The organism is Ruminococcus sp. 5_1_39BFAA, from assembly GCF_964240875.1.
In the GTDB taxonomy this organism is placed as follows: Bacteria; Bacillota; Clostridia; order Lachnospirales; family Lachnospiraceae; genus Blautia_A.
The window spans coordinates 49,191-62,843 of sequence record NZ_CAXSVO010000002.1 but is presented as its reverse complement, the minus strand read 5'-3'; the positions used below and the strand labels follow the sequence as shown (position 1 = coordinate 62,843).

The 13,653-nt window shown below is 47.0% G+C and carries 12 protein-coding genes; 2 read left to right on the top strand and 10 right to left on the bottom strand.

Features of this window, described 5'->3' with window-relative positions:
- Positions 1–99 precede the first annotated feature (99 nt).
- The 7 genes from ACESZH_RS02870 to ACESZH_RS02840 all read right to left on the bottom strand — a co-directional run bounded on the left by ACESZH_RS02870 (position 100) and on the right by ACESZH_RS02840 (position 9,109).
- Positions 100–3,567 carry a DNA polymerase III subunit alpha gene (locus tag ACESZH_RS02870; protein WP_373212666.1) on the bottom strand — a complete coding sequence of 1,156 codons (3,468 nt, stop codon included), beginning with the start codon at positions 3,565–3,567 and terminating at the stop codon, positions 100–102.
- 39 nt (positions 3,568–3,606) lie between these two features.
- On the bottom strand, positions 3,607–4,446 hold the full coding sequence (locus tag ACESZH_RS02865; protein WP_373212669.1) for a S1 RNA-binding domain-containing protein: 840 nt from the start codon (positions 4,444–4,446) through the stop codon (positions 3,607–3,609).
- A gap of 140 nt (positions 4,447–4,586) precedes the next feature.
- Positions 4,587–5,699 carry a D-alanyl-D-alanine carboxypeptidase gene (locus ACESZH_RS02860; RefSeq protein WP_373212671.1) on the bottom strand — a complete coding sequence of 371 codons (1,113 nt, stop codon included), beginning with the start codon at positions 5,697–5,699 and terminating at the stop codon, positions 4,587–4,589.
- 164 nt (positions 5,700–5,863) lie between these two features.
- On the bottom strand, positions 5,864–6,586 hold the full coding sequence (locus ACESZH_RS02855) for a hypothetical protein (protein ID WP_373212674.1): 723 nt from the start codon (positions 6,584–6,586) through the stop codon (positions 5,864–5,866).
- Between the two features lie 119 nt (positions 6,587–6,705).
- Entirely contained in the window at positions 6,706–7,446 is a 741-nt protein-coding gene (locus tag ACESZH_RS02850) for an amino acid ABC transporter ATP-binding protein (protein ID WP_373212677.1), read from the bottom strand.
- Between the two features lie 2 nt (positions 7,447–7,448).
- Entirely contained in the window at positions 7,449–8,237 is a 789-nt protein-coding gene (locus tag ACESZH_RS02845) for an amino acid ABC transporter permease (RefSeq protein ID WP_373212678.1), read from the bottom strand.
- 14 nt (positions 8,238–8,251) lie between these two features.
- Positions 8,252–9,109 (bottom strand): transporter substrate-binding domain-containing protein, encoded by an 858-nt coding sequence (locus ACESZH_RS02840; RefSeq protein WP_373212680.1) that lies wholly within the window; start codon positions 9,107–9,109, stop codon positions 8,252–8,254.
- 639 nt (positions 9,110–9,748) lie between these two features.
- On the opposite strand from ACESZH_RS02840, the gene ACESZH_RS02835 reads away from it, so the two are divergent.
- Positions 9,749–10,762, top strand: a complete 1,014-nt coding sequence (locus tag ACESZH_RS02835) for an SPFH domain-containing protein (RefSeq protein WP_373212683.1) — start codon at positions 9,749–9,751, stop codon at positions 10,760–10,762.
- A 2-nt stretch (positions 10,763–10,764) separates the two neighbouring features.
- The gene (locus ACESZH_RS02830; protein ID WP_373212686.1) at positions 10,765–10,968 is read left to right on the top strand and encodes a PTS ascorbate transporter subunit IIC; all 204 of its coding nucleotides are present in this window, start codon (positions 10,765–10,767) and stop codon (positions 10,966–10,968) included.
- A 105-nt stretch (positions 10,969–11,073) separates the two neighbouring features.
- Here ACESZH_RS02830 and ACESZH_RS02825 read toward each other — a convergent pair whose 3' ends face one another.
- The 3 genes from ACESZH_RS02825 to ACESZH_RS02815 are packed head-to-tail and all read right to left on the bottom strand — an operon-like array spanning position 11,074 to position 13,616.
- Positions 11,074–11,892, bottom strand: coding sequence for an alpha/beta hydrolase (locus ACESZH_RS02825; RefSeq protein ID WP_373212690.1), 819 nt, complete (start codon positions 11,890–11,892; stop codon positions 11,074–11,076).
- Positions 11,893–11,907: 15 nt separating this feature from the next.
- On the bottom strand, positions 11,908–12,606 hold the full coding sequence (gene araD, locus ACESZH_RS02820; protein ID WP_373212693.1) for an L-ribulose-5-phosphate 4-epimerase: 699 nt from the start codon (positions 12,604–12,606) through the stop codon (positions 11,908–11,910).
- A gap of 41 nt (positions 12,607–12,647) precedes the next feature.
- Positions 12,648–13,616, bottom strand: a complete 969-nt coding sequence (locus ACESZH_RS02815; protein ID WP_373212694.1) for a Gfo/Idh/MocA family protein — start codon at positions 13,614–13,616, stop codon at positions 12,648–12,650.
- Between the last annotated feature and the right edge of the window lie 37 nt (positions 13,617–13,653).

The following is a 13,653-nucleotide window of genomic DNA, read 5'->3' as shown; positions in this document are numbered from 1 at the left end:
CTCCTCCATCTTCTGAATCTATCGTGGGCAGGTCAGCCGTCAAATACCCGGTCAGCCACCCTTATATCTACACATATTCAGCCTTAGTTTATAGCATTTCTATAAGTTTTTCAATACTCTTTCCACAACTTTAACATTGGAATTCCCATATTTTTCGCACATACGGGAAAGCCAGGCGTCCTGAATTTGTACATGATAACCAATAGGAAGCTTTTTCATGGCCTTTACATCTTTTAAATACACCACTACAGCAGACTCTCCCGGGGATTCTGTCAGGTCGGATAAAAGCTGCCGCTCCTTTGCCGCATAATCCTCACGGCTTTCAAACTGGAACCACAGCTCCCTTGGAATATCATCAAAGGAACGGACTTTTTCCATGATCAGCTTGCTGGCTTTATCGTCCTCTGCGGAAACACGTCCCTGCACAAAAACCTTGGCCTCCTCCTGCAGCATATGCTGCCACTTTTCATAGTCTTTTGGAAATACCACCACTTCCACGGTTCCCACAAGGTCTTCCAGTGTAAAGAAAGCCATTACTTTATTAGTTTTTGTATATTTTATGGTTTTATCCGTGATCATGCCGCCTGCGATCACTTTTTGGTTATCCGTGACCTTCGGGTATCCTGTTTCCTCATCCGGCTGGAAATCCGTTGTTTTCACTGAGATGATCTTTTCCATCGCACTTCGGAACCGCTCCAGCGGATGACCGCTCAGATAAATTCCAAGGACTTCTTTTTCGAAATTCAGGATCGTATCCTTGTCAAACTCCTCCAGATCGGGCATACGGATCTCAAACTCCCGTTTGTCCTCCTCGCTGACAATGTCAAACAGGCTGAGCTGTCCTGCCATGGAATGCTTTTTCTCCTGGTTGATGCTGTCCATGATCTGAGGGTAGATCATCACCTTCTGTCTGCGGTTTCCCTCCAGACAATCCAGCGCTCCCGCCTTGATGAAGTTTTCCACGGCTCGCTTGTTGAGCTGACCGCTGTTTCTCTCTATAAAGTCCTTCAGAGAACGGTATTTGCCGCGTTCCCGGCGCTCTGCCACGATTGCCTCGATAACAGGGCGGCCCACGCTTTTAATTGCCGAAAGTCCATAGCGGATGGCACCGTTATCCACAGAAAAGCCGTACTCTCCGCAGTTGATATCCGGCGGCAGGATCTTAATATTCATCTGGCGGCAGGTCAGTATATATTCTGCCACCTTGGAAGGCATTTCAATCACGGACGTCATCAGAGCTGCCATAAACTCCACAGGATAATAATATTTCAGGAAGGCTGTCTGATATGCCACAAGCGCATAGGCTGCCGCATGGGATTTGTTAAACGCATATTTGGCAAAATCGATCATTTCATCGTAAATCTTATTGGCTGTTTTTTCCGGGATTCCATTGGCAATACAGCCCGGCACACCCTCCGCTTCGTTTCCGTAAACAAAATTCTGACGTTCCTTTTCCATGACGGATGCTTTTTTCTTTGACATGGCACGGCGCACAAGGTCGCTTCGTCCAAGGGTATACCCTGCCAGATTCTGCACGATCTGCATAACCTGTTCCTGATATACGATACAGCCGTAGGTTGGCTTCAGGATGGGTTCAAGCTGAGGACAGTCATAACGGATGGTATCCGGTCTGTTCTTTCCCCGGATATACTGCGGGATAAAATCCATGGGGCCCGGACGGTACAGGGAAATACCTGCGATTATATCCTCAAGGCTCTGCGGTTTCAGCTCTTTCATGAAGTTCTTCATTCCGGCACTTTCAAGCTGGAACACACCGTCCGTTTTGCCTGTGCCTAATGAATCTAAAACCTTTTTGTCGTTATAGTCGATCTTATCCATATCAAGATGAACGCCTGAATTTTTTTCTATCATGCGCTGTGCGCTCTGAATAACAGTCAGGGTTCTTAAGCCCAGGAAATCCATTTTCAGAAGTCCAAGCTCCTCCAGGGTGGTCATAGTAAACTGTGTTACAATGGTACCGTCCTGGGCACGGGAAAGAGGCACATACTCATCTACCTCTTTCTGGCTGATGACCACGCCCGCCGCGTGCATGGAGGTATGACGCGGAAGTCCTTCCAGACGTTTTGCCATGTCGATCAGGCGTGTGATCTCCGGCTGCTCCTCATACACCTTTTTCAGCTCCGGATTCATGTCCAGCGCTTTGTTAATGGTAATATTCAGCTCCTGAGGGATCATCTTCGCTATGGTATCCACCTGGGCATAGGGCATATCCAGAACGCGTCCCACATCCCGGATCACACCCCGGGCTGCCAGCGTACCGAAAGTAACGATCTGCGCCACGCAGTCCTTGCCGTATTTCTCCACCACATAATCAATAACCTCCTGGCGGCGTTCAAAGCAAAAATCCACGTCAATATCCGGCATAGATACTCGCTCCGGATTCAGGAACCGCTCAAAGAGAAGGTCATAACGGATGGGGTCAAGCTGGGTGATCCCCAGTGTGTAGGCAACGATGCTTCCTGCAGCGGAGCCTCGGCCCGGTCCGACTATAATATCATTCTCGCGGGCATACCGGATAAAATCCCATACAATAAGGAAGTAATCCACGTAACCCATATTTTTTATTGTGGTAAGCTCATATTCCAGTCTTTTTTTCAATTCGTCCGTAACAGGCTGATACCTTTTCTCCAGTCCGTCATAACAGAGCTTATTTAAATACTCCCAGGAAGTATAGCCCTCGGGCACCTCAAATCTGGGGAGTTTTGTGTTACCGAACTCAATCTCCACATGACAGCGCTCCGCGATTTTTTGGGTGTTTTCCAGAGCTTCCTCGGCATAGGGAAACAGCGCCCGCATCTCCTGTTCGGATTTTACATAATACTGACCGCCCTCATAACGCATACGGTCCGTGTCGCTGAGCTTTTTGCCTGTCTGCAGGCAGAGAAGAACATCGTGAGGCTCCGCATCCTGTGCATAGGTATAGTGAACGTCGTTTGTGGCAACCAGGTCAATGCCAGTTTCCTGGTGCATACGGAGAAGCTGCTGATTTACATTCTGCTGCTCCGGAATGCCGTGATCCTGCATCTCCAGGAAAAAATTACCTTTTCCGAAAATTTCCTGATAGCGCAGGGCTGCTTCCTTTGCATCGCCGTACATTCCCCTACTGAGATACCGCGCCACTTCTCCGGCAAGGCAGGCGCTTAAAGCGATAATGCCCTCATGGTATTCCCTGAGAAGCTCCAGATCCACTCGCGGCTTGTAATAAAAGCCTTCCACAAAGCCTTTTGATACGATCTTCATCAGGTTCTGGTAACCCTGGTTGTTTTCTGCAAGGAGTACCAAATGGTAATAGCGGTCATCGCCGCTGCCGATCTCCCGGTCAAAACGGGATCCTGGCGCCACATATACCTCGCAGCCCAGAACGGGATTGATGCCTTCCGCTTTTGCCGCCCGGTAAAAATCAATGACACCGTACATTACTCCGTGATCTGTAATGGCGGCGCTGTCCATTCCCAGCTTTTTCACCTGTGCCACGTATTCTTTTATCTTGTTTGAACCGTCCAGCAGACTGTATTCTGTATGGACATGTAGATGTGTAAAGGCCAATGTTCTGCCTCCTGTTTTATGAATGTAGTATTCGAACTGCTATTTTTTATAAATGCGGCGCTCCTTAATCTCGATCCTGCCTTCTTTCAGAAGATGGCCCACTGCACGCTTGAATGCGTTTTTGCTCAAACCGAACTCACGCTTGATGACCTCCGGGGAGGCTTTGTCGTCAAAGGGAAGCACCCCTGCAAATTCATCGATCACGCCCATGACCATCTCCGCATCCTCGCCTATCTGGATGTATGCCTTCTGGCGGTCTGTGACGTTCATTTTGCCGTCCTCTTTTACCTCTGTGACCCGCAGGTCCAGGATCTCGCCGGGACGGTATTTTCCTGCAGCTTCCCGGGCTGGTATCAGCGCGGAATATTTGTCATCCACTGCCACGAAAATGCCGAAGTTTCCGCTTATTTCATATACCCTGCCCTTTACCTGGTCGCCTGGTCCATATGGTGTCCTGGTGGAAAGATAATGATACACCTTCATGGTTGCACAAAGCCTGCTGCTTTTGTCCACATATAACGCCACCAGGCATTCCTGTCCCTCACAGACCCTTGTTGTCTGCTCATGATAGGGCAAAAGCAGGTCCTTTTCCAGACCCCAGTCCAGAAAAGCGCCGATTTTTGTCACCTGCTTCACCTCCAGGACAGCGATTCCGCCTACCTGCAGTTTGGGCTCATTTGTTGTGGAAATGAGGCGGTCTTTGGAATCCTTATAAATAAACACTTCCAGCCTGTCCCCTGTTTTTGTTCCCTCCGGGACCTGTTTTCCCGGCAAAAGCACCCGGTCCTTTGCCTCTGCGCCTTCATCCTCCGCCAGGTATACCCCGAATTCTACAGCTTTTACAACCGTAAGGGTCTGTTTTTTTCCTAATTCGATCATGTATTCTCCTTCATTATATAATTGCTCAATAATGTTCCATATATCATGCACCTGCGTCCGTCAAAAATATTTTTCCGGTTAGGTGATACAAGTATAGCATACGGGAATCAGAATTGGTATTATTTGTTTTGTGTTTTTCCTTACAGATTATAAGCAAACGTCAGCAATGCCCTGGAATCATCCCAGCGGGAATCCTCTGTGGGAGAGCCCAGCACTACGGATATATAAGTCCTTCCGCTTTTGGCCTGCACCACGCCCACAAAGCAGTTTCCTGCTTTTCTGGTATACCCGGTTTTCATTCCTTTTACTCCTGGCAATACGTTTAAGAGCTCATTGGAGGTTTCAAAACGATATCGGTTTCCCTGGGTGCTTTTCATGGAATAGGCTGATGTTCCTACAATCTTGCGGAAGGTATTGCTTTTCCACGCATATGCAGCTATTTTCGCCAGATCTCTGGCTGTTGTATAATGGTTCATCCCTGCGTCCAGACCGCTTGCAGTGGCAAAATGTGTATTTGTACATCCGAGTTTTGCTGCTTTTTTATTCATCTTTTTTACAAAAGCTTTTTCCGAACCGCTGATATGCTCTGCAATGGCTACTGCCGTATCATTGTGGGACGGCACCATCAGAGAATAGAGCATGTCCTTCATGCGGAAGGTTTCCCCGGCGTGCAGGTTAAGCTTGGTAGGCTCCTGGGCTGCCGCATTGGCGGAAGCTGTGACTTTTTCCGACATTTTGCTGTTTTCCAGCGCCAAAATGCAGGTCATGATCTTAGTGGTGCTTCCGTTTCCATGACGCATGTCCGGGTTTTTGGAATAGATCACTTCTCCTGTGGCTGCATCCACTAAAATGGCGCAGTCTGCGGAAAGCGGCATTGACAGATGTCCGTTCTTTTTCAGATAGCAGGTCTTTTTCCCATTCTGTGAAACCCATCTGTTCTGATACATATAGCCCTGGGAATTTTTCCCGAAATAGTACATGAATTTTCCGATCTTCTGCCAGCCGTACATTCTGTAACCCTGGGGGCTAAAGTAGTAGATTTTGCCTTTGATCCTCAAAAGGCAGTCCTTTGCATAGGTTCCGTCTTTGTATAGGTAACGCCACTTATTTTTGCTTTTTACAAATTTCCCTGCCCGTGCTGCTGTTACCTGGGTGCCTGATTTTACCTTTGCCTGCGCTGTCACAGCCGGAGTTCCAAGGCAAAGGACCAGAAACAATACCAACAGGCTGATGATTCTGTATTTTCTTTTCATCCTTCCAGATTTCCTTTCAGATCAGATTGCCATAGCATCATTATATCCAATCCTTTCCAAAAGGTAAACTCCAATTGCCGGATACGTTCCACGAAAACAAAAATCTGAGATGAAGGAATATATCTCCATCCCAGATTTTTAAACTGTAAATCCTTTACAACATGCTATTTCGGCAGTTTAGAAAGATACTCTTCCTGCTCGTTCTCCGGTATTTCCAGTATCTCCATCGCATGCTCGGCTGTGATGTTCAGGGCTTTCATCATTTTTTTTATAGCCTCTAGTTTCGTCTGCTGTCTGCCTTCCTGTATTCCTTCCTCTTTTCCCTCCTCACGGGTCTGCCTCATGTGTTTTTCTTCATCATATTCATATATACTCACTTTTTTCGCCTCCGCTCTGTTTCTGCTCAAAAAGTCACTCAGAATTCCTTCCCGGATACATTCTGTAATAGCCCGCTCTACCGCACTTTCTATAGGCAGTTCTTTTGCATAGGTACGCACTCTGAATGTGTACTCGGCATAGTCCTTCAGCGTTTTACAGGCTTCCATGATTGCCTCATTTCTTCCTTTGTTGATATTCAGCATCAATGCTGTCAACTCCAGAGACGGACAGGTATCCGGTACTGTATACAGATCGGACAGACGCAATATCTTTCTGTCAGGCTGCTCAGCCTCTCCATTGTAAAAGATTACGAACTTCGGCGGCGAAATTTGAATGGCTTTTGTTCCATATAAATTTTCATCTTTTGTAAGGTCTGAATAAATATCTGCCGCATACATGAAAAAGCGCAGCGGAAGATTTGGGTTATAGGTAGACTGGTGCTCATACAGGTTCAGACGCAGGTCAATGATAAAGGATACATCGTTGTGCATAGACATATATACCAGCATATTTTCACTATTATATCAAAAAACCTGAAACAAGGCTATTTCCTCATCTCAGGTTTTAAACTGTAAATCTCATATATGCAATAATCGCTTCCGGCTGGCAGGATACCACCCCGCCATTTTTATGAATTTCTGAATCTTCTGAGGAATTCCCTGGTCAGCTCATCCTTTGGATTTCCGAAAAGGGATTTCGGTTCGCCTTCCTCCACAATGACACCGTTTGCCATAAAAATCACATGCTTGGAAACATCCCTGGCAAATGCCATTTCATGGGTCACAATGATCATGGTCAGACCATCCTCCGCCAGCTTTCTCATAACCTCCAGCACCTCGCCTACCATCTGCGGATCCAGCGCTGATGTGGGTTCGTCAAACAGAAGGATCTCCGGCTCCATGGCAAGAGCTCTGGCGATCGCCACTCTCTGCTTCTGTCCGCCTGACAACTGCTTTGGTTTTGCATTAATGTAAGGCGCCATTCCCACCTTTTCCAGATAAAACATGGCGCGGTCTTCCGCTTCTTTTTTGCCCATTTTCAGCACCTTCTCCTGCCCTACCGTGCAGTTTTTCAGTGCCGTCATATTGCTGAAAAGGTTAAAGTTCTGAAATACCATTCCCACTTTGGAACGATACTCCGGCACATTCACCCTTCTGTCCGTAATATCGGTTCCGTGATAATTAATCTCTCCCGAAGAAGGAGTTTCCAGCATATTCAGACATCTGAGAAGAGTAGATTTTCCGGAACCAGAAGGTCCGATGATACAGGTCACATCTCCCGGGCTTACGGAAAAATCAATGTCTCTGAGAACCTGATTTTTTCCGAATGCTTTTCCCAGATGTTTTACTTCCAGGATCTTTTCGCTCATGGTCAATCCTCCCCCTTCTTTTTATAAGAATACAATCCGCTCGTATGCGTCAAGGTATCCGTAGTGGCCAGGTCATAATTGTCCGGCCCATCCATCTTGTTCTCCAGCAGGCGAAGCAGCCTGGAGCACACAAAAGTAAGAATGAAGTACATCACCATGGCAATGGTAAACGACTCAAAATATGTATAATATGCGCCTGCCACACCCTTCGTAGTATAGAACAGCTCTACGATTCCGATGATGGAAAGCACACATGTATCCTTAATATTGATGATCAGGTTGTTTCCTATCTGCGGCATAATGTTGCGCAGCGCCTGGGGCAAAATAACATTAATCATAGTCTGAACATGGGTCATACCAATAGCTTTTGCCGCTTCGGTCTGACCTTCATCTATGGAAAGAATCCCGCCTCGGACCGTCTCCGCCATATACGCACCTGTATTAATGGAAACAATAAAAAACGCCGCAAACCACATGGACATGTTTATATTAAACAAATAGGAGCTTCCAAAATAAATAAACATTGCCTGCGCCATCATGGGCGTGCCGCGGAAAACCTCCACGTAGCACGCCATGATAAATTTCAGGATTCCAACAACTATCCCTTTTACCGCTGAGTCCTTTTTTTCAACAGGGATAGTCTGTATAATACCCACAGCAAATCCGATCACGCATCCCAGAAAGGTGCCGACGATAGCTATGATCATAGTATTTCCCGCACCCTTCAAAAAAGAGGGACCATACTGCTGAAGAATATATATGATACGTCCCCAAAAGCTTTCAGGAAGCATATTTGTCCTCCTTTTTACTCAGACAGCGGCTGCACGGAAATAGCCTCGTCCATCATCTCTGTAAAATCATCCTCCGTCATTTCGCTGAGAACACTGTTGATTGCATCCAGAAGCTCTGTGTTTCCTTTCTGCAAAGAAACGCCGATGTTGATATCTTCCTCGGAAACTTCAAACTCTCCCTCTGTACCGGAGAAATCCAGCAGTTTGAAATCCGGATAAGCTATACAAGCAGCCATACCGGTTGGCATGTCAGTTACGACTGCGTCGCATTTTCCGGCCTCCAGAGCTACCAGCATAGCAGGTGCGCTTTCCTGTGCAGGAAGGATATTTGCATCCGGGATCTGCGGCAGGCAGGAATCATACCAGATCGTATTCTGCTGTGAAGTACAGGTAACGCCGCTTAAATCCTCCACACTTGCAGCATCCGCATATTCGCCGTCAGCCTTTACCAGAGTGATGATAGATGCGTAGTAATAAGGTTCTGTAAAATCAACCATCTGCTGACGCTCGGAGGTAATAGACTGTCCTGCGATAACACAGTCAACCTTGCCGGACTGTACAGCCGGTACCAGGGAATCCCAGTCAAGCTTTACAATTTCCAGGTCATAGCCCAGCTCGTCGCAAATGTGCTTTGCCATCATAACATCATAGCCGTAAGCATAATCGGAGCTCCCTGAGATTGGCACTGCGCCGTTGGAATCATCCGGCTGCGTCCAGTTATATGGTGCATATCCGCACTCCATTGCAACCTTTAAGGTCTTTTTCTCCTCTGCCTGAACCATGGTAAGTCCTGCTCCCGGCACTGCTGAAACCGCTACGGCGGCAGCCATAATTCCACTTGTCATTTTTCTCCATAAATAACCCTTTTTCATCTTCGTTTCCTCCTCATTGTATAGATAAATATTTTTTTAACAAACAAAAAATCGCAATGACCACGTTAATCTGGTAACGCGCCATTGCGATATGTTTCATCATAAATCAAAACCTGTGTAAAGTCAAGAAAAAGATTGTTGTTTGTATATATTGTGTTTGCCATTGAAGTACGTTTTGTTCTATGATATACTGTTACAAACAACCGTGTTGCAGGGTGGCTGACCTCTATTCTTACATAGGATCGGAGGTGGTGCTGATGAGCAGGAAAAATAAGAAATTATTTGACTTCAAGGACCTGATGGCCTTTGGGACGTTCATTTTGGCATTACTGACTTTCATAGTTTTGATTTGCAGATAATGCTTTAAAGCATAGAAAACCACCCTCTAAACTTTGACCGGCAACGAGGGTGGAGATTCTATGATTTGCCATTCATGTTTATAAGGTCAACCCCTTGTGGGCGGTTGTTTTTCTTACGCTTTAAATATAACACGTTCTGTTCCTATATTCAAGTACCTTTTGTTCTATTGCATATAAAGACTTCGATATCCAAAAAGCGTCTCAAACCCATTGACATTTTGATATCAAAATGATATTATCAGAATATCAACCAGTAGTTCCAATCATGGAGGGAAAAAATATGAAAGAAAAAGTATTAGACAACAAGAAAAATGGAATGGTCATGATGCTGCTTTTCCTTGTGCTTTATATTGCGGCTATTTTAGCAGTGGTTTACGGCGGCAATACGATGACCATCCCGGTAATGGTCATCGGCATCATCTGGCTTTCCCTGGGATGGATTCCTTTTTTGGGCCTCAAGGTTTTGAAGCCCCAGGAAGCCCTGGTACTCACTTTGTTCGGTAAATATGTAGGAACTCTTAAGGACGACGGTTTTTACTGGGTAAACCCCTTTTGCACCGGCGTAAATCCGGCAGCTAAAACAAAGCTGAACCAAAGCGGTGATGTAGACGGCGGCAGCGCAAAGCCAATCTTCTTTACCTCCGGCAGCGCACAGGTTTCCGTGGGCGGCGATGCTTCAAGTAAAAAAATCTCCCTGAAGATCATGACTCTGAACAACAACCGCCAGAAGATTAATGATTGTCTGGGAAATCCCGTGGAAATCGGAATCGCGGTTATGTGGCGTGTGGTCGATACCGCCAAAGCGGTCTTCACCGTTGACAACTACAAGGAATATCTTTCCCTGCAGTGTGACAGCGCTCTCCGAAACATTGTCCGCATTTATCCTTATGATGTAGCTCCTAACGTAGACACCACCGGAGACGGCGTCGCTGACGAGGGAAGTCTTCGCGGCTCCAGCGAGATCGTTGCAAACCGTATCCGGGATGAGATCCAGCAAAAGGTCGCTTCCGCAGGTCTGGAGATCATCGAGGCCCGCATCACCTATCTTGCCTATGCACCGGAGATTGCAGCCGTCATGCTGCAGAGACAGCAGGCATCCGCCATTATCGATGCCCGTAAGATGATCGTAGACGGTGCAGTCGGTATGGTAGAAATGGCACTGGAACGCCTGAATGAGAATAACGTGGTAGAGCTTGACGAGGAGCGGAAGGCTGCCATGGTATCCAATCTGCTTGTAGTGCTCTGCGGCAATCACGACGCACAGCCCATCGTAAATTCCGGCAGCCTCTACTAGCCATGGCAGATAAACCGAAAAAACAGGTTCCCCTCAGGCTCTCCGCAAAGCTTTATGACCAGATAGCAGCCTGGGCGGAGGACGATTTCCGCTCCGTCAACGGACAGATTGAATATCTTCTTTCCGAATGTGTCCGGCAGCGTAAGAAAAACGGAAAATACGTTTCTGAAACCCTGGACGAACCACCGGAACTGGATATTCATTAATCCGGCCAAAAGCAGCAAAAAAATTCTATCAACAAAGAACCACTCCAGAGCTTTTTATTAAGCCAAGGGGTGGTTCTCTATCTTTAAAGGCTGATGCACAGCTTATCACAAATGCTTCATCCACTCACCAGCCAGGTCAACCCAGGACTGACATTCCTCCTGGATTCCGATGCCCATGCAGTTTACGGTTTCGGAGTCTGCAAGCCCCAGTCCGTGTACACCTACAGGATAGATATGAAGCTCTGCGGATATATCCAGCGCATGAAGTGCCTGGAAAAACATAATAGAATTCTCCACGGGAACTGTATCATCTGTTGCAGTATGCCAAAGGAACGTCCTGGGCGTATCCTTTGTAACACAGTTTTCCAGAGACATGCCTCTGCGCTTTTCTTCGTCCTCGTAATCCTCCCCAAGAAGATTCTGGAAGGATTCCTGATGCCCTTTGTCTCCTGACGAGATAACCGGATAACTGAGTATCAGACCGTTTGGACGGAAATTTTCGGACGGCACACCCAATATTCGGGACAAAAACGGTTTATTCCAGAAAACGCCAAGGCTGGCAGCCAGGTGACCCCCGGCAGAGGATCCCTGTACCACGATTTTATCCTTATCGATGTTCCACTCCTCTGCGTTTTCGCGCAGCAGGCATACCGCCTTTGCAAGCTGGGTAAGCGCATCCGGGAAACGCGCCGGTGCAACGCTGTAACGCAGAACTGCCGCATGATATCCCATTGCCAGAAAACGGATCGCAATTCCCTCCGCCTCCCGGTCCGATGTCATAGCGTATCCGCCTCCCGGACAGATCAGCACCACGGGACGCTTCCTGTTCAGGTCTATCTCCACGGAATTGTCGAGAAAATACGTATACAGCTCCGCCTGGTTTCCGGAACCGGGCGCCTCGACCTGTATTTTTTTGTGTATCATCGTCCCGTTCCTCCTCTATTCAATATTTCCCTGTCCGTAATATGCGTTTGCACCATGCTTTCTATAATAATGCTTATCCTGCAAAACCTGTGGCGCAGGAGTCACATTCGGATTGATCTGTTCGCAGCGGGTAGCCATTTTTGCAACTTCTTCCAATACAACCGCATTGTGCACTGCTTCATGTGCATCCTTTCCCCATGTGAAAGGTCCATGATTCTTGCACAGAACTGCCGGAACTGCTTCATAATCCCTTTTCTTAAAATAGTCCGCGATCAGAATGCCTGTATTCCGTTCATAGGCCTCCTCAATCTCTTCCCTGCTCAGATTGCGCACGCAGGGAACCTCACCGTAAATGTAGTCTGCATGAGTTGTACCATAGCACGGAATGGAACGGCCTGCCTGTGCCCAGCTTGTTGCCCAGGACGAATGGGTATGTACGATACCGCCAACATTTGGAAATGAATTATACAATACCACATGAGTAGGCGTGTCAGATGACGGATTATATTTTCCTTCTACCTTGTTTCCCTCCAGGTCTACGACTACCATATCCTCAGGGGTCAGCTTATCGTATTCCACACCGCTTGGTTTAATCACAAACAACCCTTTTTCCCTGTCAATACCGCTTACATTTCCCCATGTAAAAGTAACCAGACCGTATCTGGGCAGATCCATATTTGCTTTGTAAACCTCTTCCTTTAATTTCTCTAACATAATCTTCTTCCTCCTTTATTGTTATTTCGAATGTTCAGCCATCAAACATCCAATGGAATCTCATAGCCCCAGGACTTTCTGATCTCGTCCATAATCTCCAGTACCTTAACAGTTTCCTCGTGCGGCATCTCCGGACACTCCAGGTCGCCACTTGCGATTGCCCGCGCACATGCCTCTACCTCATATTCATAGCCTGTGATCTGTTCAGGCGGCAGATAAACAGCTTTTTCCTTGTGATCCGCATCATACACTGTGATTTTTTCCGGATTATTGATGTTCTGCACCTCTATGTATCCTTTTGTGCCAAAAATCCCTCCCAGCCGGTCTGACACAGCGCACACACTGCTTTGGAGGGTAGCCACTTTATCTCCCTCAAAGTTCATCACAATGCTGTCTGTCATATCCACACCATCACGGAAAATCACTGTTGCTGTCACTTCTTTTAGAGTATCTCCGAAGATCATACGCGCAAAGTTAATGGGATATACGCCCACATCAAGCAGCGCGCCACCTGCCAACTTCGGATCCCAGATTCTTTTGATTCCTGAAAGAGAATAACTCAGATTCGCAGTCAGGGAGGTAACTTCTCCGATCTCTCCGCTTGCAATGATGTCATCGATCATTTTTCTGGATGGCATATATCTGGTCCAGATTGCCTCTGTAATCAGCAGTTTTTTCTCCTTTGCCAGGGCAAATAATTCTCTCGCCTGATCTGCTGTCACGGTAAAGGATTTCTCACACAGCACATTTTTTCCTGCTTCCAGACACATTTTGGCATGCTTGAAATGATGTGAATGAGGTGTTGCGACATAAACCAGATCCACCGCCTCGTCAGAAAGCATCTCCTCATAAGAGCCGTACGCCCTGGTGAAGCCATGTTCTTTTGCAAAAGCCTGTGCCCGCCCTAAATCCCTGGCTGCAACAGCATAAGCTTCCACATTTTCCATACCGGCTATTGTTTTTGCCATCTGTATCGCAATGCTTCCTGCTCCCAGAACCGCAAATTTCATTCAAATACCTTCTTTCTCTTTGATATTTTCTACCTAA